Below are 21,397 nucleotides of genomic sequence, written 5' to 3'. Positions count from 1 at the left end.
CTTCACCATTTGCGCGAAAGTGTTGCCGTGACCGTCAGCGGCTCGCCATAGCGGCAGCCGGTTGCGCCTGCGCAGGTGTAATATTGCTTGTCGAACAGGTTGCGGGCATTGACGTTCAGCGTCGTACCCTCGAACTTCGGATCGACTGCCCCGAAATCATATTTTACCATGGCGTCGGCGAGCAGGTAGCCAGGCACGTCCTCGGCACTATCGAGCAGGTTCGTCTTGCCGATGTAACGCAGGCCGCCGCCCAGCGTCAGCCCCGTCAGCCCGAGCGTATCCATGCGGTAGTCGGCCCAGATGGAAAACATATTACGGGGGGTAAGCTCTTCCTGCTGGCCGATTTCGGTGGGCACGGCGCTCTCCAGGATCCTGGTGTCCGTATAGGCGTAAGCCGCAACCAGGCCGAGTTCGTCGAACTGCCCGCGCGCTTCGAGCTCAAGGCCTCGCGAGCGCACCTTGCCCACTTGATAGGGCAGGAAGGTAATGGGATCATAGCTGACGAGATCGGTCTGGGTGAGGTCATAGATGGCGGCGCTGAGCAGCAGGTTGGAATCGGCCGGCTGATAGCGGACGCCGACCTCATATTGCAGACCCTTGGTCGGGACCAGCGCGTCGCCTGTTCGCGAATCTACACCCGCCTGCGGCAGGAAGGACTGGCTGACGCTGGCATAGGGAGCGATGCCGTTGTCGAAGAGATAGACGAGCCCGGCACGCCCGGTGAAGGCGTCATCGTCCTGCTCCGTCACATCGCCGCTCTGATAGGACGTCGTTTCGCTGTCCGCCCGGTCATAGCGCCCGCCGAACAGAAAGACCCATTTTTCCCTGAACTTGATCTGGTCCTGCAGATAGACGCCGTAATTGTTGGCTGTCGTATCGGTACCCCTGTCGATCGAATAGTCGATAACGGGCGCGCCGGAATATACGGGATTATCGACATCCAGAGGAATGTAGTCGGTTCCGCGATAACGGTGCGTATCATAGCCGCGCCGGTAGTAGTCGAAGCCGGCCAGCACGTTATGTTCCCAATCGCCAAACTCGAAGGTCTTCTCCAGCGAGTTGTCGGCCGTCAGGCCACTGGATTTCTCGTCACGGACACTGGCAAGTCGGTAGAGCTGCCCGTCAGTAACGGGCGCGAGGTTGCCGATCATGTAGTCCCATTGGACGTCGGAAGCAAAATATCGAGCCTTGCTATGGAATTTGATTCCGTTGTCGAACTCATGGTCGAACAGATAGCCGGCGGACCAGCTGTCTCCCTCATAGGTGTCGAAATCCGGCTCGCCCAGGAACAGGTCGCGCGGGATGCGGCCGGTTGAGATGTCCTCCAGCATGAGCGGTGTCGAAAACCGCGTCTTCACATGCTGGTAGTTGGCGAGAAGCGTAAGCTGCGTGGCGTCATCGGGTTTGAAGGTCAGCGCCGGGGCGATGTAGACCTTGTCGTCCGGCGTGTCATTCACCCAATTGTCCGCGTCCCGGACAAGCCCGGTGAGGCGGTAGAGCAGCGTGCCGCCGGCATTGAGCGGCCCACCGAAATCGCCCGAAACCTGCTTGCGGTTGTAACTGCCATATTCGACGTTTACTTCATGCAGCGGCGTGTCGGTTGGACGCTTGGATATGCCGTTGATGACACCACCCGGCGCAAGCTGACCGTAAAGCATCGAGGACGCGCCGCGCAGCACGTCGAGCCGTTCCAGTCCGTAGGGTTCTGTTGCAAGGTCATAGACGGCGGATTGATATTTCATGCCGTCGCGAAGCAGATTGCCGCTCGGCCCTGCGGCATCGAAGCCGCGTATGTTGACGTCGTCGACCATCCGGCTGAAGGACTGCGATTGCATGGTGATTCCAGGCGTGTAGGACAGCGCCTCGGCCACTGACACCGCCTTCTGGTTGGCAATCTGATCCGCGGTGACTACCGACACCGACTGCGGCGTCTCGATCAGTGGGGTGTCGGTCTTGCTGCCGGATGCGCTGCGGGTCGCGACATAACCCTCGACCGGCCCCCAGGCCGTTTCGATGCGCCCCTGGACGTCGATGGGATCAAGCACCACCTGCGCTCCATCGGCAGGCTCGACGGCGCCGGTCGTGTCGGCCCGTGGCGCGACGACGGCGGCAATCGCGGCGCCCGTCATCCGCACCTGAAGGCCCGTCCCGCTCAGCATCGCCTGCAATGCCTGCCGTGGCGGCATGGTGCCGGATACCGCGTTCGACCTCTTGGCGCCGGCAACGCCCGTCGCATAGCCGACCTGCCAGCCTGTCGCCCGGATGAAGGCTTCGATGGCCGATGGCAGCGGCTGGGCGGGAATGGAGAACCGTACGGGCTGGCTGACGGAAGCCTGCTGCGCCAGGACCGGCATGGGCAGCGCCGCTGCCGATATCGCGATCAGCGCTTGCAGCAACGCCGCCTTGCGGCGCCTTCCTTTGTCGTCACGGCTGCCGACAGGCTCTCCATCACGTGCTGTTCCCTTAGTCCCCATCGCCAGGCGCCCTTCCATCAATGCAAGGGCGCCTGCCCGCTCGACAAACGCCCCTTCAATGAGAAGACGCATGGCTGGCGTATATCTCACAAAAAAAGTTGATGAATTAACGCAGGATTAAAACACCGCCGGGAAGGCGACTGACTTTGGCTCCCGCGGCTTCGGCCAGATTGCGGATCGCGCCTTCCGGATCGTCAAGGCGATAGTTGCCGCTTATCCTGATATCGCCGACCTTGGAACTCAGGACAAAGATCGGCTCCGGATAATAACGTCCCAGATCCCGCACCGCGGCCGACAAAAGTCTGTTCTGAAAGACAATGCGTCCACCCACCCATGCCAGGGCGCTTTTCGCGTCCACCGGCGTTACCGGCGAAAGAGCATCAGACGTCACCTCGATCATTTCACCGGGGTCGAGTGAAGCCGCATCGGCCGCATCGTTGAGGCGGCTTACTTCGACATGGCCTCGTTCCAGTGTGACGGTATCCAGTTGCGATCCGGCCCGCACGGCAAAGGCGGTGCCCGTGACCCGCACATGGCTGAAGGCCGCCGACACGACGAACGGATGGGCTGGATCAGGCACAACCTCGAAGAACGCCTCGCCTTCCAGCAGTTGCACGCCGCGCCGTCCGTTGTCGAAATCGATGGCGACGGCAGAGGCCGTATTCAGCATCATGACCGAACCGTCGGGCAGGGAAATCTGGCGGAAATCTCCGGTGGCGGTCATGTAATCGGCTTGCCAGCGCAGCATCAGACCAGGAAGCTGTACGGCTCCGACCGCAACAACCGCCAGCGCCGCGGCTATGGAAAACCATGCCTTCGCGCCGAGCCGCCGCCCAACCCGCTGCTCGTGTGCTGTGCTTGCGACATTCGATCGGTCGAGGGATGCCAGCTTTTCCGCATCGATCGTCGAGGCCTCGCGCAAAGCCGCCGAGCCCGCCATCTGCTCGATTTGCTCGAAGGCCTTCGCATTTTTTGAATCGGCCTCAAGCCAGCGTTCGAATTCGAGGCGTGTCAAAGCATCGGAATTGGCTTCCAGGCGCACAAACCAATCAAGGGCCGCGTCGACAACGGAATCCTGATGTCGGTACGGATCGGTATCCTGTCTCCCCACCTTGCGGTCCTTTTTTTGATCGTCATATCCTTGACGTACTAGAACGGTCGATCTCCTAAAATCGACCCCTTATGATCAGAAACGCGAGGATTTCGATCGGCCTGTCTACTGGCTGCCAAGGGCTAGAGGCTGCCAAGCTTTCGCATGGCGTCGTGGCAATGACCCATCGCCAGTTTGACGTCGTTGAAAACCGTGTTCTGCGAAACGCCCAAATGCTCGGCTATCTTCGGGTAGGGCCATCCCTCCACGCGGGCCAGCATCCAGGCGCGCCTGGTCCGCTCCGGCAATTTTTCGAGTGCTGCGGCCAGGTGGCGCACCCGTTCGCGCTCGATGGCTATGGTTTCCGGCGACGGCGTTTCGGCTGGAATTTCGGTACAATCCTGGACCTCCAGGTCCGTGCGCTCATAGCGCGCGCGTGTCCTGCGGCGCCTCTCATGGTCCAGTGCCAGATTGCGCGCGGTGTGATGCAGGAAGGCTTCGATGCGATCGATCGGCCCCGCCTCAAGCGCCTTTCGGGTGCGCAGATATGTTTCCTGCGCAAGATCTTCCGCCGTCGAGGGATCCCGAACGATGCGCATGACACTGCCCATCAGCGAGCGCTTCTCGGAGAGAAAGATGGTTGTCAGGTTGGGCGGCATCACACGCTTGCCGAAGCCGTGAACTGACCGGCAGCGACATGCATCCCTCTTCCCTTTGTCTGGAAGAGCAGAACACAGGAACATCCCGAGCACGCGATTGTCACAGGAACCCACCAGACCACACCGCCGAGACGCAGCGGAGATACTGCGCTATCAAACATGTGCGAAAAGGTCAACTTATTGACCCCAAAGGGCTTGGCACCAGGGGCGCCCTCGCCGGTCGCAACGTCGATCATCATATTCCCGATAGATCGATAGCTCGGCAAACGGTACGCAGCGCCGCCGACTGCTGCGGCATCGGTTGCCCTGACTACAAAATTGCTGGGTGCTTTCCTGTTCGTCAGGGCCCGGTGTAACGGGTCAGGGTTGCTGTATTGCTGCGAGTTTCCAGTCGCCACCGTTCTGGCGCGTGAAAGTCCACAATTCGGTTGTTTCCGTCGGCCGATCGGCTTCGCCGGCGACGATCTTGCCGCTGGCGCGATCGCGCATCACGTCATGGGACTCGTAGCGCAGGGCAGCCGTGGCGTAGTCGCGACCATCTTCCCGCCAGCTCTCCGCAATATCGGCCTCCAGAAGGCTGACGTTCGACACCTCGTTTCTGATGCCGTTTTTGGCATTATCGGCAAGTTCCTCGGACAGGTACGACACCATCTCGGGGGTCGCCAGCCGGCGCAGGCCAGCATGGTCTTCGCGCCCGAATGCTTCCTGAACCTCCGTCAACCGTTGCTGGAATGTGTCGAGGTCGGCCGGCGTCATTGTAATTTCATCGGAGGCTTGAGCCGACCGGCCAAATCCAGACCCGATGCCTGGAATGGGGAAAGACGAGACGTTGCCAGCCTCGGGCTGGGCTGCGGCGTTTCGCCCGAAGCTCCCCATGCTGCGCGGAACACCGGCCATGGCGGGCGCTTGGTTGCGTGCCGATTGCGACCGGAAAAAGCGGATGGCCAACATGATCGCGCCGGCGATGAGCAGTCCCTGAAGCAGCAGACCCAACATGCCAGCTAGGCCGCCGAACCCCTGGCCCAAAAGAAGTCCGATCAGGCCGCCGAGCAGCAGGCCGCGCATCATCGAACCGCCTAGGCCGTTGAAGAAGCTTGGTCGTTGGGATGCCGGCGTCTGGCGGGCCGCATTGTTCGTCGCTGGCGTCATCGAGCGCTCGACCGGCGCGGCCGGCTGTGGCGCCGTCCTGGTCGGCGGGACCGACTGGAAAGTGCGCGTGCCGCGGCTGCCGAAGCTGCCGCCACGGCGCGCCTCGGCGTAATCGGCCGTGACCATGGAAAATGCCAGGAACAGCCCTGCAAACAAAGCGGCAAACCGGCTCGAACGCGAAATCATCATAGCAAACCCTTAAGCGACACTCTTGCCGCTCATATGGGGTGCGCCGATCGAAATATCAGTGGCCCGCACCTTCCGCAGTCAAGATTGAGGAGAATTCCAGGACCGCCCCTCCACCAGACACGGCAGCTGGCCGTGATCCTTCTGTCACTTTGTGCGTTGTTGCCTGAGGCCCATCGAGGAGATGAACGGTGTTTGCGGGTTTCAGAGCCACCAGCTTGCAACTGGACGACACGGCCATTTTCGCAAGGGTCGGCGGGACGGGGCCGCCGCTGCTGCTGCTTCATGGTTTTCCCGAAACGCATCTGATGTGGAGGGATATCGCGGTAGCATTGGCGCCCCGTTTTACGGTGGTCGCCGCCGATCTTCGGGGTTATGGGCAAAGCGGGTGCCCGGTCTCCTCTGCCGATCATGGCCCATACGCCAAGCGCGCCATGGCTGGCGACATGGTTCAACTCATGAAACAGCTGGGATTTGAGCAGTTCATGGTTGCCGGACATGATCGTGGCGGGCGGGTCGCCTATCGTCTGGCGCTCGACCATCCCGGCGAAATCTCCAAAGTCGCCGTCCTCGACGTCATCCCCACCGCCGCCGCGTGGGATAGGGCGGATGCCAGGCTTGCTCTGAGCTTCTGGCCCTGGAGCCTTCTCGCGCAGCCGGAGCCGCTGCCGGAGCGGCTGATAGGCGCAGCGCCCGACGCCATCGTCGACAATGCGATTGTGCAGTGGGGGTCGCCGGAAGAAATGTTCTCTACGGAGGTCAGGGACGCCTATGTCGATGCGCTTCGCGATCCCGTTCATGTTCACGCGATATGCGAAGAATATCGGGCCGCCGCCACGATCGATCGTGAACATGACGCGTTGGATCAGGCAAACGGTCGTCGCATCGAGTGTCCGCTACTGGCATTGTGGAGTAGCGAAGGCGGCCTGGAGAACTGGTATGCGGAGGAAGGCGGACCGCTGGCTATATGGAGAAAATGGACCGACAGAGTTGAAGGAAGCCCTGTCCCGGGCGGGCACTTCTTTCCGGAAGAGCACCCTCGTCAGACCGCAACGGCTCTCTCGAAATTCTTCGAGGACAATTAGGGGGAATGACGCGTCGAACAGAGTATTGTAGAGGTTCACATGCTTCCGTTACGCAAAACCTCGGGAACGCTCTGCGGTCCGAGATCGGGACCCCTCTGATACCAGCCCCATTCGGCGTCAAACCTGCTTGTTAAAAATATGAAGCCGATCACCAGAGCCACGCCCCTGATATGCAGCCTCGTAATTGTAGGAGGTTGCGCCTCGCCCTTCAGTGCATCCTTTGATGCCGCGAAATACGACAAGATGAGCTGCATCGAACTCAACGTGGCCATGGGCGAAGTCGCCAAGGAGATGTCGGCGACAGCGATCACCCGGGGCAAAGTCGCGAAAACCAATATTCCGGGCTGGCTATTGGGAGCCCGGCGTGTCGCCTCTACCGTCACTGCCCGCCAGAGCGCGAAAATCGAGCAGTTGCGGCAGCAGGAGGCTGCGATCGCAGCAGCGAGACGAAGCAAGTGCTGATTGCGCCGACGGCTGTCGGCATGATCGCGTTGATACAGCCCTCAGCCCGACGCCCCGGATTGATGCGCGGCAATTGCACTCAGAAAAGTCTGGCCGAATTCCTTGAGTTTCGCGGCGCCGACGCCGTTCACTTCGGCGAACGCGTCGAGGTCGCGCGGGCAGCGTTCGGCCATGTCGATCAGCGTACGATCGGAGAAGATCACATAGGCCGGCACCTGGCGTTCCCTAGCGAGGCTGAGCCGCAGCGCCTTGAGCGCGGCCAATAGCGAAGCATCAAGGCCTGTGGTGCCCGCGGCGGTACCTCCGGTGGAACGCAGCTTGCCGCGCGCGGCGCGATGCCGCGTTTCGACACGATACTGGAACGGCACCTCGCCACGGCCGAGCGCATGGCCCTTTTCGGCGATGGCAAGACCGCCATGGCCGGACGGATCCGGCTCCAGGAACCCGCCCGCGACAAGCTGACGGATCAGCGATAGCCAGAAATCCTTCTTGTGCGCCACTCCGGCGCCAAAGCTGGCGAGCCTCTCATGGCCTCTGGCCAGCACCTTCTCGGTTTCATGGCCGAGCAGAATGTCGATGACATGGGCCGCACCGAAGCGTTCGCCGCTCTCAGCGACCGTCCCCAGGATGATGCGCGCCTCAGCAGTGCCATCTGCGCGCGGCACCTGATCTAGGCAATTGTCGCAATTGCCGCATGGCGACGCTTCCTCGCCGAAATAGCCAAGCAGCACCTGGCGGCGGCACTGCGCCGTCTCGCAATAGCCGATCAGCGTATCGAGCCGGCGATGCGCCCGTCTTTTGTGCTCCGCCGCTGCATCCTCCTCGTCGATGAACAGGCGCCGCATGCGGATGTCGCCAAGCCCGAACAACATATGCGCCACCGCCTCCCGCCCGTCGCGGCCGGCACGACCGATCTCCTGATAGTAAGCCTCCAGGCTACCCGGCATATCGGTGTGGAAGACATAGGCGACGTCAGGCTTGTCGATGCCCATGCCGAAAGCGATGGTCGCCACCATCACCACGCCGGAGAGCGTCATGAAAGCGTTTTGGTTCGCTTCACGCGCGTCCTTGCTCATGCCGGCATGATAAGCGAGCGCGCGTACGCCGTTCTGTTCGAGGAACGCCGCCATTTCTTCCGTCTTCTTGCGCGACAGACAGTAGACGATGCCGCTGCGGCCGGCGTGACGCTGCACGAACTCCAGCAACTGGCGCTTGCTGTTCTGCTTGGTCTCGATGCCAAGCTTGATGTTCGGCCGGTCGAAACCCAGCACCAGGCTCTCGACGCTCCCCGCGAACAGCCGCGCGGCGATGTCGGTGCGCGTGGCTTCGTCCGCTGTCGCCGTCAGCGCGATGATCGGCACATCGGGAAAGATACCGGAGAGCCGCGACAACTCTTCATATTCGCGCCGGAACGCCGGACCCCATTGCGAGATGCAATGCGCCTCGTCGACAGCGATCAGCCTGATATCGAGCCTGGCCAGCGCCTCGAGCATCCGCGTGGTCATCAGCCGCTCAGGCGCGAGATAGAGCAGGCGCGTCTGGCCCGCGGCAACGCGGCGCCATGCGGCGACATTGGCATCGCGGTCGAGCGAGGAATTGATCGTATCGGCCGCCACGCCGGCAAGGCGCAACGCGGCGACCTGGTCCTGCATCAGCGCCACCAGCGGCGAAACGACGATGGTGAGCCCGCCCAGGACCAGCGCCGGGACCTGGTAGCACAGCGATTTGCCAGCGCCGGTCGGCATGACAGCCAGCACATGACGCCCGGCCAGCAGCGCCTCCATCACAGCATCCTGGCCGGGGCGAAAATCGTCGAAGCCGAACACGTCCTTCAGGACGCGCCGCCTGGGATCCTCCGCCGGGATACTCGCCGCCGATACCTGCATCAGGGAAGTTCTACGATCGGCGCCGCCCGGAAAGACGGCGTGGAGGGTGGCTGAAGAGGCATCCCCTTCATTGGCTGATATTGGATCGTGATTCCAGCCCTGTTTTCTTTCGTACAAGGAACGCAGCGCTCCGGCCGGTTAATCCTATCTTCACCAAGATTCGGCAGCTTCGGGCACTGCGGCGATGTTTCGAGTACCGCGGCGCCGCAAGGCGCCTAGGCAACAGCCCCGCGCCTCTCCGGAGGCGCGGGATTTCGTTTGCAAGAATGCCGTCAGGCGAGAAAATCGGCGCGGCGCGGCGTAAAGCTGTCAACCAGGCGCCCGGCCTCGAGCGCCTTGACGCCATGGACGAGGTTGGATGGGACAATGAAGCTGCTCCCCGCTTCCAGGAGCTCGGTCCTGCCGTCGATGGTGACCTCGAAACGGCCTTCGGCGACGTAGCTCGCCTGGACATGCGGGTGCGAATGCAGCGCCCCGACACCACCCTTGTCGAAACCGAACTCGACCATCATCAATTCGTCCGTGTGCAGAAGCACGCGCCTGCGATTGCCATCCGGGGTCGGCGTCCATGCGCCCTCGCCGGCATGCGCAAAAACCTTCGTTGCAGTCATTGCCAAATCCTCATCGCTCTCTCATCGCGCCAGCCAGCCGCCGTCCACCGGCACCACCGCGCCATGCATGTAGTTGGACGCCGGCGCCAGCAGGAAGACGGCCGCGTCGCCGATGTCTTCCGGCTCGCCCCAGCGCCCGGCCGGAATGCGCGCCAGAATGGCAGCGCTGCGGTCCGGATCGGCACGCAGCGCCTCGGTGTTGTTGGTCTCGATATAGCCGGGCGCAATGCCGTTGACGTTGATACCATTCGGTGCCCATTCGCAGGCGAGCAGCCGCGTGATGCCGAGTACGCCGTGTTTCGAGGCTGTGTAGGAGGCGACGCGAATGCCGCCCTGGAAGCTGAGCACCGATGCGATGTTGACGATCTTGCCCTTGCGTCCTCCGGCAAGCACGCGTCTGGCGAAGCTCTGGCTGAGAAAAAAGACCGTCTTCAAATTGATGTCCATGACGTCGTCCCAATCGGCCTCGGCCAATTCGACCGCATCGGCGCGCCGGATGATGCCGGCATTGTTGACCAGCCCGTCGAGCGGCCCATGCTCGTCCCAAACGCGGTCGAGCATGCTGGCGGCGGCCAAGGGATCGCCGAGGTCGGCGGCCACCGCAGCGAACGTCCCGCCCGCCGCCGCGAGCTTTCCCGCTGTCTCGTCCATCGCCGAACGGCCGACGCCGACCACTGCACCGCCGGCGCGGGCGATCGATAGGGCGATGCCCTGGCCGATGCCGGTGTTGGCGCCGGTCACCAGGATGCGCTTGCCCGCCAGGCTGAAGGCGGAAAGGCCGCTCACCGCAGCTCGTCCATCGTTACCGGATCGACATCGGTATAGTCGACATTGTCGCCGGCCATCGCCCAGATGAAGGCATAGTTGGAGGTGCCGGCACCCGAATGGATCGACCATCCCGGCGAGAGCACCGCTTCTTCATTGCGTATGACGAGATGGCGCGTTTCGTCCGGCTCGCCCATGAAATGAAACACGCGCGCCGCATCGGCCAAGTCGAAATAGAGGTAGGCTTCCATGCGCCGGTCATGCACATGGCACGGCATGGTGTTCCAGACCGAACCTGACGCGAGCTGGGTCATGCCGACGACGAGCTGGCAGGTTTTGACGCCGTCGGCATGGATGAACTGGAAGATCGAACGCTCATTGCAGGTCGCCTGGCTGCCGAGATCGAGCCGCTTGGCATCGCCGATACGGATCAACTGGCTGGGATGGCTCTGATGCGCTGGCGCGCTGAGCAGATAGAACTTGGCCGGCTCGGCCGGATTGACTGAAGCGAACGACACCTCATTGGCGCCCATGCCGAGATACAGCATGTCGCGCGGCTGCAGCTCATAGGACTGGCCGTCGGCCTTCACGGTGCCGGCGCCACCGATGTTGACGGCGATCATTTCGCGGCGATCGAGAAAGTTCTTGGTCCCGGTCGGTTTGATCGCCTGCAGCGGCAGCGGGGTGCCCGCGGGCATGGCGCCGCCGACGATCATGCGGTCGTAATGCGTGTAGGTCAGGCCGATGCGGCCGAGCTGGAACAGACCTTCGATCAGGAAATTATGACGAAGCTCGTCCGTCCCCATCGCCGCGGCGGTAACAGGGTCTATGGCGAAGCGCGAGGTGAGGTCCGTGTGATTGTCGGTGTGATTCATTTCTGCCTCATTGGTCATTCGGTTGCCGCGGCCTTGACCGACTCGGCATAAAAACTCTGACGTGCGTGCAGGCGCTCACGATAGCGCTGCTGGCTTGCGGTGAGATGCGAGCGCATGGCTTCGCGCGCGGACTCCGCGTCGCCTGACGTAATGGCATTCAGGATCACCAGATGCTCGCCTTGCAGCCCCCGCTGGTAGGCGTCGGATTGGGCGAGCTCGGTGGACCAGGGTGAAGTCACGTCGCACGGAATGGCCCGCCGGCCGAGCACGTCGAGCATCTCGACATAGAACGGGTTGTTGGTGGCGCTGGCGATCGCGCGGTGGAAGGCAAGGTCGGCTGGGCCTGTCGGCTCGCTGTTCAAGAGCAATCGCTCGAACTCGAAGAACGCCTCCTGGATCGCCGCTTCCTGCGCTGCATTGCGACGGATAGCGGCGAGCCCGGCGGATTCGATCTCGATCGCCAGGCGCACCTCGAGCACGTTGAGCGCGATCGAGTCCTTGGCTCCCATATCCGCGGCCAGCGCGCCGAACATCGTCGAGATATGCTCGGTGACGAAGACGCCGGCACCCTGGCGCGGCTCGACCAGACCGTCGGCCGCAAGCTTGGCCAGCGCTTCACGGACGACGGTTCGGCTGACGCCGAAGGTTTCGGTCAGCTGACCCTCGGTCGGCAGCTTCTGTCCAGGCTGGATCTCGCCCGCATGCAACTGCTTTCGAAGCGCCGCGACCACGGTTTCTGAAAGCTTGGGCTTGCGTTCGACCTTCAGGCTGGTCGCCATGTCAGATGCCATTGCCAACCCCTATTTGAACACGCTTGGCAGCCAGAGCGAGATCGCCGGAATGTAAGTGACGAGCCCCAGCACCACGAGGCCTGCCCCATAGAATGGCCAGATCGAGCGCATGGCTTCCCAGACGGATATCTTGCCCACTGCGCACGCCACGAACTGCACGGCGCCGACCGGCGGCGTGTTCAGTCCGATGCCGAAATTGAGGATCATGATGACGCCGAAATGCACCGGATCGACGCCGTAAGCCTGTGCCACGGGCAAGAAGATCGGCGTGCAGATGATGATCGTCGGCCCCATATCCATGAAGGTACCGAGAAACAGCATCAAGATGTTGAGCAGGAGAAGCACGACCAGCGGATCCTCCGAGATCGCGTTCATCGAGGCTATGAGTGCCGCCGGCACTTTCAGAAAGGCCATCAGCCACGAGAACGCCGCCGCCATGCCGATGATGAGCAGCACCATGGCGGTGGTGCGCACGGCGCCATGGGTGGCATGAACGAAACCTTCCCAAGTCATCTGGCGGTAAACCAGGACAGTAACCAGCAACGCATAGATGACGGCGATGCAGGAACTCTCGGTGGCCGTGAAGACGCCCGATCGCACGCCGCCGAAGATGATCGCGATCAGCAGCAGGCCGGGCACCGCGACGGCGAAGAGATGCGCGACGGCGGCGAAACCCGGAAACGGCTCGGTCGGATAGCCGCGCGAGCGCGCCACGAAATAGGCGGTGACCATCAGGGCCAGGGCCAACAGCAGGCCTGGGATGATGCCGGCCGTGAACAGGTCGGCGATTGAGATCTTTCCGCCTGCCGAGATCGAGTAGATGATCATGTTGTGCGACGGCGGCAGCAGCAGCGCGATTAGCGCCGCCATCGAGGTGACGTTGACGGCGTAATCCGCGCCATATCCACGCGCCTTCATCTGCGGGATCATCAAGCCGCCGACCGCCGCAGCCTCCGCCACCGCGGAGCCCGAAATGCCGCCGAACAGTGTAGCCGTTGCGATGTTGACCTGCCCGAGACCACCACGCATGTGGCCGACCAGCGAGCCGGCGAAGGCAACGATCTTGCTGGCGATGCCGCCGCGCACCATCAAGTCGCCGGCGTAGATGAAAAACGGGATGGCCAGCAGCGAAAAGACGCTCATGCCGGAGTTCAGGCGCTGGAACACGATGAGCGGCGGCAGGCCTATATAGAGGACGGTGGCAAAGCTTGCGACGCCGAGGCAGAAAGCGATCGGCGTACCGATGAGCATCAGAACGGTGAAGACGCCGAAGAGTATCCAGAGTTCCATGGCGTCAGACCTTCACATCAGCTGTATCGAGTTCGGCTGCGACTTCTGCCGGCGGCAGTTCATCGAGCGCATCGTCGATCGGCGCGCCGGACAGGCGAAGCACGATGCGCTCCAGCGTGAAGAGCACGATGAGCGCGCCTCCCGCCACAAGCGGGACGTAGTCCCAGCCTCCCGATATGCCGAGCGACGGCAAGGTGGTGCCCCAGGTCAAGGCGACCAGCTGGCTGCCATACCAGATCATGCCGATGCCGAAGGCGAGCGCGACGAGGTCCGAGATCATCCTCAGCCAACGCTTGCCGCCTTTCGGCAGCACGTAGAGCAGGACGTCGAAGCCGAGGTGATAGTTCTCGCGCACTCCGACGGCGGCACCGAGGAAAATGAACCAGCTCATCAGCATCACCGAACCCTGCTCGGTCCAGCTCGGCGAGCGGTTCAGGACATAGCGGCCGAACACCTGCCAGGCGACGAAGGCGGTCATCAGTACCAGCCCGACGCCGGCAATCCACAGCGCCGCCGTGCTGACGCGCGACATCATGCGCGCGACGCCGGACAGGAGCGGTCTTTGTTCTGGGCTGGAGGCCACCGGTTTTCTCCGCAAGAGGAAGGCGGCGCGGAATGCCCGCGCCGCCGCTAGATCACTGCACGGCCTTGATGGCCTCGACCATCGCCTTCAGCTTGTCGTCCTTGACGTGCTTCTCGTAGACCGGACCCATCGCGTCGATGAAGGGCTGCTTGTCCGGCGTCGTGATCTGCGAACCGGCTGCCTCGACCTTGGCGCGCGATTCTTTGACCTTGGCGGCCCACAGCTCACGCTGCTTGGCGACGCTTTCCTTGGCGGCCGTCTTGAAGATCGCCTGATCTTCCGGCGTCAGCTTGTCCCAGCTCGACTTCGCCATGACGAAGGCTTCCGGCACCATCGTGTGCTCGTCGAGCGAATAGAACTTGGCGACTTCCGCATGCTTGGCGGTGTCGTAGCTCGGAAAATTGTTCTCCGCGCCGTCGATGACCCCGGTCTCGATCGCCGAATACACCTCGCCATACGGCATCGGCGTCGCGTTGGCGCCGAGAGCCGCCACCATGTCGACGAAGATGTCGGATTGGATGACGCGAAACTTCATTCCGGCCAGATCGGCTACAGAGTTGATCGGCTTCTTCGAATTGTAGAAGGAGCGCGCGCCACCATCATAAAAGGCGAGCAGCACCAGCCCGACCTGTTCGAACGCCGCCGCGATCTGGTCGCCGACCGCACCGTCCATGACCTTGTGCATATGGTCTTCCGTGCGGAAGATATAGGGCAGCGAAGGCACGGTGGTTTCGGGGATGAGCCCGTTGAATGGCGCCATCGAGACGCGGTTGAGGTCGATCACGCCGGAGCGCACCTGCTCGATCGTGTCCTTTTCCTCGCCGAGCTGCGCGGAATGATAGAGCTCGACCGTATAGCGGCCGGCCGTCCGCTCCTTTACAAGTTCGCCGAAATATTTGACTGCCTCGACCGTCGGATAGCCGTCCGGGTGCGTGTCGGACGAGCGCAGAACCGTCTGAGCGCTTGCCGTTCCGGCCATCAGTGCGGCGGCAAGCAGCGTAGCTCCCGCCAGTCTGGAAAAATGCAGCATTGGTTTCCTCCCGTTTGAACGATGGCGGCAAGCGCCGTTAGAGCCGGTACGCCTTTTTTGCCAGCGTATAGGCCAGATCCTGCGCCAGCTCGTGCGCCTCGTCCTCGCGGAGCCGGTGCTCGGCGACGAGACGCGCGAGAAAGGCGCAATCGACCCGACGCGCCACATCGTGGCGAGCCGGGATGGATGGAAAGGCGCGGGTGTCGTCGTTGAAGCCGACCGTGTTGTAGAAGCCGGCGGTCTCGGTCGTCATCTCGCGGAACCGGCGCATGCCCTCCGGGCTGTCGTGGAACCACCAGGCCGGTCCGAGCTTCAGCGCCGGGTAGACGCCGGCGAGCGGCGCCAGCTCGCGCGCATAGCTGGTCTCGTCGAGCGTGAAGACGATGACGGTGAGGTCGCGCTCCAGCCCGACGCAGTCGAGCAGCGGCTTCAGCGCCGTTACATAGTCGGTTCTGGTCGGGATATCGAAGCCCTTGTCCCTGCCGAACCTCTGGAAGACGGCAGGCGAATGGTTGCGCCAGGAGCCGGGATGGATCTGCAGGACGAGCCCGTCGTCGCGACTCATCTTGGCCATTTCGGTCAGCATCTGGGCGCGAAACAGTTTTCGCTCGCGCTCGTCGTCCGAGCCTCGGCGGATACGGCTGAACAGCTCGGCGGCAGCGGCATCCGAAAGATTGGCGGTTTCCGCCGTCGGATGGCCGTGATCCGACGCGGTCGCGCCGAAACTCTTGAAGAAGGCTCGCCGCTGGCGATGCGCGTCGAGATAGCCGGCCCAGCTGCCGGTGTCGCAGCCGGTGATTGCTCCGAGCTGGTCGAGATTGGCGGAAAACCCTTCAAAATCGGGATCGACGACCGCGTCTGGCCGATAGGCGGTGACGACGCGTCCCTCCCAGCCGCTGTCGCGGATCATCTGGTGCCATCTGAGATCGTCGAGTGCGCCTTCTGTCGTCGCGATGACCTCGATGTTGAAGCGCTCGAACAGCGCTCGCGGGCGAAAATTCTCCCGCTGCAGCAAGGTCGAGATCGTGTCGTAATGACGGTCGGCGGTTGCGGCCGTCAGCGGCTCTTCGATGCCGAACAGATGCGCAAGCACATGGTCGAGCCACAGCCGCGTCGGCGTGCCGCGGAACAGATAATAGTGCTCGGCGAAGCGCCGCCAGATTGTCCTGCCGTCGGCCTCCACCGGTGAGCCGTCGAGCGTTGGCACGCCGAGATCCTCAAGACGGATGCCCTGGCTGAACAGCATTCGGAAAATGTAATGGTCCGGCACAACAAGCAATTGCGCCGGATCGGCAAACGCCTCGTTGAGCGCATACCAGCGCGGATCGGTGTGACCATGCGGGCTGACGATCGGCAGGTCCTTCACTCCGGCGTAAAGATCGCGGGCAAGCGAACGCGGACGCGTCTCCGATGGAAACAGCAAATCCGGATCGGTCAGTACGGCCACCATCAATCCTCCCAATGCGGCAATCGGTAGGATTGGAAAGAAATAATGTCAACATACAAAAATCAGATTGTTATATGATGACTTGATGGCGGTGACCCATTGTGCGGGAGGGAAACGAATGTTACGCCGCTGCCAACCATGCCTCCGGACGACCACCGCACCATGACCAACAGACGCCTTTCGAACAACACGCTGCAGGCATTGCCGGCTTCGGTCGCAATCCCTGGATACGATCGCGACCAGATCGTGCCGGGCATCGTCCATCTCGGCGTCGGCGCGTTCCACCGCGCCCATCAGGCAGCCTATATCGACGACTGCCTGATGGCAGGAGAGACGGATTGGGGCATTGTCGGCGTCTCGCTGCGCAGCGCCGATACAAGCGACGCGCTGGGGCCGCAGGACGGGCTCTACTCCCTGGCGGTCAGGAGCAGCGGCAGCGAAGGCCTGCGCGTCGTCGGCTCTATCCTGTCGATGCTGGTGGCCCCGCAAGATCCGGGCGCGGTGCTGGCCGCGCTGACGGAACCGCGCACACGCATCGTCACGCTGACGATCACCGAAAAGGCCTATCTCAGGGCGGCGGGTGGCGGACTGGACACAGCCCATCCCGATATCGTCCACGATTTGGCCAACCCGGACCTGCCGCGAACGGCGCACGGTTTCCTCGTCGAATCGCTTTCGCGCCGCCGCGCCGCCGGCATCCAGCCATTTACTGTGCTCTGCTGCGACAATCTCCCCGCCAATGGCGCCACATTGCACCGGCTGCTGGTCGAATTCGCCGCTTTGCGCAACACCGATCTCGCCCGCCATATCGCCGACGAGGTGGCGTTTCCGTCGAGCATGGTCGATCGCATCGTGCCGGCGACCACCGGTGCCGATCGGGCGCGGATATCAGGCCAGCTCGGCGTTGAGGACGCCTGGCCTGTCATGACCGAACCGTTCTGCCAATGGGTGGTCGAAGACGATTTCCCGGCCGGCAGGCCGGCCTGGGAAAAGTTCGGCGTCACCATGGTCGGCGACGTCGGACCGTTCGAGGACATGAAGCTGCGCCTGCTCAACGGCTCGCACTCGGCCATCGCCTATCTCGGCCTGCTCAGCGGTCATGAGACGGTCGATCGCGCCTTCGCCGATCCGGCGATCCGGCAATTCGTCGACGGATTGTGGGCCGAGGCTATTCCGACGCTGCCGCAAGATGTCGGGCTCGATACGGCCGACTACACGGCCCAGCTCGCCGAGCGCTTTTCGAATACCGCGCTTGCCCACCGGACGGCGCAGATCGCCAATGACGGCAGCCAGAAACTGCCGCAGCGCATCGTCGCCTCCGCCATGGAACGGCTGAGCGGCGGCGCCCTGCCCGCGCATCTCATGCTGGTGGTGGCCGCCTGGATCGCCGCCTGCGAGGCGCGCGGCAATGCCTTGCCGGAAAACCATTTTACCGATCCGCTCGATGCGGCGCTGGCCGCGCTCGACACCCGGCGCCAGTCGGCTAAGGACGCCGCAATGGCGGTGTTCGACCTGGCCGGCTTCGCCAAGGGCGGTGCCGAGCGCCTGACGCTGGTCGACCTCGCGGCCGCCCATCTCGAGCGCCTGCGGCGGGGCGGAGTGGCCGCTGCTCTCACGGCGCTGGGCATACAGGCTGCGAATGATTAGAGCGTAGCGGGCGATCCAGAAACTTTGATGTCGGCGGGACAGCGCCCCCCTCTGCCCTGCCGGACATCTCCCCCACAGGTGGGGAGATTGGCTGCCACTGCGGCTTTCGCCAATTTCTAACGTTTCAGGGACGGCTAGTGCGCCGAAGCTGCCAATCTCCCCCCTTGTGGGGGGATGTCCGGCAGGACAGAGGGGGGCGCGAAGGATCGCGACAAACGGCCGTCGCACTCTAATGTCGTAGCATGAATTCCAGGGTGTTCGCTCCGCTTCGCCCTGAATGACGAGGGATTAGCCCTGCCTTTATGCCGGCAATATCGCGCCTTCGAGCGTGGTGAGCTGGCTAAGGAACTGCTCGGCCTTGGTACGGGTCTGATCGTCCTTCGCGTCGGCGGCGTCTTCCCTGGCTTCCTGGATGCGGCGGGCAAGGTCGGCGCGGTCGATATCACCCACGGCGACCGCCGATTCTGCCAACAGCGTGCAGCCGGCAGGAACGATATCGGCAAAACCGCCGAACACGACGTAGCGCTCTTCCTTGCCTGCGGCGGTCTTAACCGTGACGACGCCCGGCTTGATCGTGGTCATGACCGGCGCGTGATGGGCCATCACGGTCATCTCGCCTTCGGCGCCCGGGATGACGACGGATTCGACCTGCTCGGAAACCAGCAGGCGCTCCGGCGAGACCAGTTCGAATTGGAAAGCTTCAGCCATGTCAATTTAGTGAGTAGGGAATAGGAACCAGGCAGTAGCAAGTGGCCCTAACCGGCCCACATCACGCAGCTGCTATTCCCTACCCACTACTGACTACTCCCTATTCCCTAAATTAAGCCGCTTCAGCCGCCAGGCGCTGTGCCTTCTCGACCGCTTCCTCGATGCCGCCGACCATGTAGAAGGCGGCTTCCGGCAGGTGGTCATAGTCGCCGTTGCAGAGACCCTTGAAGCCCTTGATGGTGTCGGCGAGATCGACCAGCTTGCCCGGCGCTCCGGTGAACACTTCGGCGACGAAGAAGGGCTGCGACAGGAAGCGCTCGATCTTGCGGGCGCGGGCCACCGTCTGCTTGTCCTCTTCCGACAGCTCGTCCATGCCCAGGATGGCGATGATGTCCTGCAGCGACTTGTAGCGCTGAAGAATCGACTGCACCTGACGCGCGACCTGGTAGTGCTCTTCGCCGACGACCATCGGGTCGAGCATGCGCGAGGTCGAATCGAGCGGATCGACGGCCGGATAGATGCCCTTTTCCGAAATCGCGCGGTTGAGCACGGTCGTCGCGTCGAGGTGGGCGAACGAGGTCGCCGGCGCCGGGTCGGTCAGATCGTCGGCCGGCACGTAGATCGCCTGCACCGAGGTGATCGAGCCCTTGGTCGTCGTCGTGATGCGCTCCTGCAGCGCGCCCATGTCGGTGGCCAACGTCGGCTGGTAGCCCACGGCCGAAGGAATGCGGCCGAGCAGCGCCGACACTTCGGAACCGGCCTGCGTGAAGCGGAAGATGTTGTCGACGAAGAACAGCACGTCCTGGCCCTGGTCGCGGAAATATTCGGCGACCGTCAGGCCGGTCAGGCCGACGCGGGCGCGCGCGCCTGGCGGCTCATTCATCTGGCCATAGACGAGCGCCGCCTTGGAGCCTTCGCCGCCGCCCTTCTTGTTGACGCCGGACTCGATGAACTCATGATAGAGATCGTTGCCTTCGCGGGTGCGCTCGCCAACGCCGGCAAACACCGAGAAGCCGCCATGCGCCTTGGCGACGTTGTTGATCAGTTCCTGGATCAGCACCGTCTTGCCGACGCCGGCACCGCCGAACAGGCCGATCTTGCCGCCGCGGGCATAGGGCGCAAGCAGGTCGAGAACCTTGATGCCGGTGACCAGGATCTGCGCTTCCGTCGACTGCTCGACATAGGTCGGAGCCGGCTGGTGAATGGAGCGCATCTCGATGCCGTCGACCGGGCCTGCCTCGTCGACCGGCTCGCCGATGACGTTGATGATGCGGCCGAGCATGCCCGGGCCGACCGGCACGGTGATCGGCGCGCCTGTGTCATAGACGTCCTGGCCGCGAACCAGGCCTTCGGTCGAGTCCATGGCGATGCAGCGCACGGTGTTCTCGCCGAGATGCTGGGCCACCTCGAGCACGAGGCGATTGCCGACATTGGACGTTTCCAGCGCGTTCAGGATCGCCGGCAGATGTTCGCCGAACTGCACGTCGACAACGGCGCCGATGACCTGGCGAACCTTGCCCGCCAAGCCAGTCTTCTTGATGGCAACGGTCGGTGCCTTCGCCGCAACGGCCTTGGCGGGTGTTGCCGCCTTCTTGGCCGGAGCGGCCTTCGCTGCCGCTGCCGGAGCTTTTGCCGGGGCTGCTGCCTTCGCGGCGGTCTTCGGGGCCGCCTTCTGGGGGGTCGCTGCTTTCGCCATCGTCTTTACCCTTTTCGTCTCTTTGTTTCTCACGCGATCCGCCTGAAGGTCGCTGACCTTCATGGGAGCACGCCTAGAGCGCCTCGGCGCCCGAAATGATTTCGATCAATTCCTTGGTGATCTGCGCCTGCCGCTGGCGGTTATAGGTGATCGACAATTTGTTGATCATGTCGCCGGCGTTGCGCGTCGCATTGTCCATGGCGCTCATCTTGGCGCCCATCTCGCCGGCCGCGTTTTCGAGCAGCGCACGGAAGACCTGCACGGAGATGTTGCGCGGGATGAGGTCGGAGAGGATTTCGCCCGGCTCCGGCTCGTATTCATAGACGGCATTGCCGCCGTTGGTCGTCTCGGTAGCAGCGGAAGGCACGCCTGCCGGGATGATCTGCTGCGTCGTAGGAACCTGGCTGATCACCGACTTGAACTGCGAATAAAACAGCGTGCAGATGTCGAAGCCGCCCTCGTTGAAGAGCTGGATGACTTTCTTGGCGATGGCATCGGCATTGACGAAGCCCAGCGTCTTCACCTCGCGCAGGTCGACGCGCTCGATGATCAGCTCTGCGTAGTCCCGGCGCAGGATGTCGAACCCTTTTTTGCCGACGCAGATGATCTTGACCTTCTTGCCGTTGGCCAGAAGCTTGCGGATGTGGTCGCGGGCAAAGCGTGCGATCTGCGAATTGAAGCCGCCGCACAGACCGCGCTCGGCGGTGCAGACGACGAGCAGATGCACGTCGTCCTTGCCGGTGCCGGTCATCAGCGCCGGGGCCTCGCCGCCGCCACCGATCGCCTGGGTGATGTTGGCCAGCACCGCGCCCATGCGCTCCGAATAGGGGCGCGCCGCTTCCGCCGCCTCCTGCGCGCGACGCAGCTTCGCCGCGGCGACCATCTGCATCGCCTTGGTGATCTTCTGCGTCGCCTTGACCGAGGCGATACGGTTACGAAGGTCTTTTAGTGAAGGCATGCTTC

General features: G+C 63.0%; 19 protein-coding genes. 3 read left to right on the top strand and 16 right to left on the bottom strand.

Annotated features, from left to right (window positions below):
• Positions 1-2: 2 nt before the first annotated feature.
• The 4 genes from ABID19_RS19905 to ABID19_RS19890 form a co-directional block, all read right to left on the bottom strand.
• Complete coding sequence (locus ABID19_RS19905) at positions 3-2,546, bottom strand: TonB-dependent siderophore receptor (protein ID WP_354492652.1); 2,544 nt, start codon at positions 2,544-2,546, stop codon at positions 3-5.
• Positions 2,547-2,580: 34 nt separating this feature from the next.
• Positions 2,581-3,585 (bottom strand): FecR family protein, encoded by a 1,005-nt coding sequence (locus ABID19_RS19900; RefSeq protein ID WP_354492651.1) that lies wholly within the window; start codon positions 3,583-3,585, stop codon positions 2,581-2,583.
• Between the two features lie 122 nt (positions 3,586-3,707).
• A complete protein-coding gene (locus ABID19_RS19895) occupies positions 3,708-4,223 on the bottom strand; it encodes an RNA polymerase sigma factor (RefSeq protein WP_354492650.1) in 516 nt (171 codons plus the stop codon).
• Positions 4,224-4,583: 360 nt separating this feature from the next.
• Positions 4,584-5,558 (bottom strand): Tim44 domain-containing protein, encoded by a 975-nt coding sequence (locus ABID19_RS19890; RefSeq protein ID WP_354493004.1) that lies wholly within the window; start codon positions 5,556-5,558, stop codon positions 4,584-4,586.
• Positions 5,559-5,749: 191 nt separating this feature from the next.
• Here ABID19_RS19890 and ABID19_RS19885 point away from each other — a divergent pair, with 191 nt between their 5' ends.
• Both ABID19_RS19885 and ABID19_RS19880 read left to right on the top strand, forming a co-directional pair.
• The gene (locus ABID19_RS19885; protein WP_354492648.1) at positions 5,750-6,643 is read left to right on the top strand and encodes an alpha/beta fold hydrolase; all 894 of its coding nucleotides are present in this window, start codon (positions 5,750-5,752) and stop codon (positions 6,641-6,643) included.
• A 138-nt stretch (positions 6,644-6,781) separates the two neighbouring features.
• Complete coding sequence (locus ABID19_RS19880) at positions 6,782-7,105, top strand: hypothetical protein (protein WP_354492647.1); 324 nt, start codon at positions 6,782-6,784, stop codon at positions 7,103-7,105.
• 41 nt (positions 7,106-7,146) lie between these two features.
• Here ABID19_RS19880 and recQ read toward each other — a convergent pair whose 3' ends face one another.
• The 9 genes from recQ to uxaC all read right to left on the bottom strand — a co-directional run bounded on the left by recQ (position 7,147) and on the right by uxaC (position 16,383).
• On the bottom strand, positions 7,147-8,991 hold the full coding sequence (gene recQ, locus ABID19_RS19875) for a DNA helicase RecQ (protein ID WP_354492646.1): 1,845 nt from the start codon (positions 8,989-8,991) through the stop codon (positions 7,147-7,149).
• Positions 8,992-9,263: 272 nt separating this feature from the next.
• Entirely contained in the window at positions 9,264-9,602 is a 339-nt protein-coding gene (locus tag ABID19_RS19870) for a cupin domain-containing protein (protein ID WP_354492645.1), read from the bottom strand.
• A 21-nt stretch (positions 9,603-9,623) separates the two neighbouring features.
• On the bottom strand, positions 9,624-10,388 hold the full coding sequence (gene kduD / locus ABID19_RS19865) for a 2-dehydro-3-deoxy-D-gluconate 5-dehydrogenase KduD (RefSeq protein WP_354492643.1): 765 nt from the start codon (positions 10,386-10,388) through the stop codon (positions 9,624-9,626).
• The gene (gene kduI / locus ABID19_RS19860; RefSeq protein ID WP_354492642.1) at positions 10,385-11,242 is read right to left on the bottom strand and encodes a 5-dehydro-4-deoxy-D-glucuronate isomerase; all 858 of its coding nucleotides are present in this window, start codon (positions 11,240-11,242) and stop codon (positions 10,385-10,387) included. Before kduI ends, kduD begins: the two co-directional genes overlap by 4 nt.
• 14 nt (positions 11,243-11,256) lie before the next feature.
• A complete protein-coding gene (locus ABID19_RS19855; protein ID WP_354492641.1) occupies positions 11,257-12,033 on the bottom strand; it encodes a FadR/GntR family transcriptional regulator in 777 nt (258 codons plus the stop codon).
• A 9-nt stretch (positions 12,034-12,042) separates the two neighbouring features.
• The gene (locus ABID19_RS19850) at positions 12,043-13,323 is read right to left on the bottom strand and encodes a TRAP transporter large permease (protein WP_354492640.1); all 1,281 of its coding nucleotides are present in this window, start codon (positions 13,321-13,323) and stop codon (positions 12,043-12,045) included.
• 4 nt (positions 13,324-13,327) lie between these two features.
• A complete protein-coding gene (locus tag ABID19_RS19845) occupies positions 13,328-13,858 on the bottom strand; it encodes a TRAP transporter small permease (RefSeq protein ID WP_354493003.1) in 531 nt (176 codons plus the stop codon).
• Between the two features lie 100 nt (positions 13,859-13,958).
• Positions 13,959-14,936 (bottom strand): TRAP transporter substrate-binding protein, encoded by a 978-nt coding sequence (locus tag ABID19_RS19840; RefSeq protein ID WP_352928378.1) that lies wholly within the window; start codon positions 14,934-14,936, stop codon positions 13,959-13,961.
• A 37-nt stretch (positions 14,937-14,973) separates the two neighbouring features.
• On the bottom strand, positions 14,974-16,383 hold the full coding sequence (gene uxaC / locus ABID19_RS19835) for a glucuronate isomerase (RefSeq protein ID WP_354493002.1): 1,410 nt from the start codon (positions 16,381-16,383) through the stop codon (positions 14,974-14,976).
• A gap of 162 nt (positions 16,384-16,545) precedes the next feature.
• Between uxaC and ABID19_RS19830 the strand changes: the two genes are divergently transcribed.
• A complete protein-coding gene (locus ABID19_RS19830) occupies positions 16,546-18,030 on the top strand; it encodes a mannitol dehydrogenase family protein (RefSeq protein WP_354492639.1) in 1,485 nt (494 codons plus the stop codon).
• A 300-nt stretch (positions 18,031-18,330) separates the two neighbouring features.
• Here ABID19_RS19830 and ABID19_RS19825 read toward each other — a convergent pair whose 3' ends face one another.
• The 3 genes from ABID19_RS19825 to ABID19_RS19815 all read right to left on the bottom strand — a co-directional run bounded on the left by ABID19_RS19825 (position 18,331) and on the right by ABID19_RS19815 (position 21,392).
• Positions 18,331-18,738, bottom strand: coding sequence for a F0F1 ATP synthase subunit epsilon (locus ABID19_RS19825; protein WP_354492638.1), 408 nt, complete (start codon positions 18,736-18,738; stop codon positions 18,331-18,333).
• A gap of 112 nt (positions 18,739-18,850) precedes the next feature.
• On the bottom strand, positions 18,851-20,434 hold the full coding sequence (atpD, locus tag ABID19_RS19820; protein WP_354492637.1) for a F0F1 ATP synthase subunit beta: 1,584 nt from the start codon (positions 20,432-20,434) through the stop codon (positions 18,851-18,853).
• 73 nt (positions 20,435-20,507) lie between these two features.
• Positions 20,508-21,392: a F0F1 ATP synthase subunit gamma gene (locus ABID19_RS19815; protein ID WP_354492636.1), complete on the bottom strand. Its 885-nt coding sequence runs from the start codon at positions 21,390-21,392 to the stop codon at positions 20,508-20,510.
• Positions 21,393-21,397 lie beyond the last annotated feature (5 nt).

This window comes from Mesorhizobium robiniae (assembly GCF_040545535.1).
In the GTDB taxonomy this organism is placed as follows: domain Bacteria; phylum Pseudomonadota; class Alphaproteobacteria; order Rhizobiales; family Rhizobiaceae; genus Mesorhizobium; species Mesorhizobium robiniae.
This window is presented reverse-complemented; position numbering and strand designations above follow the sequence as displayed.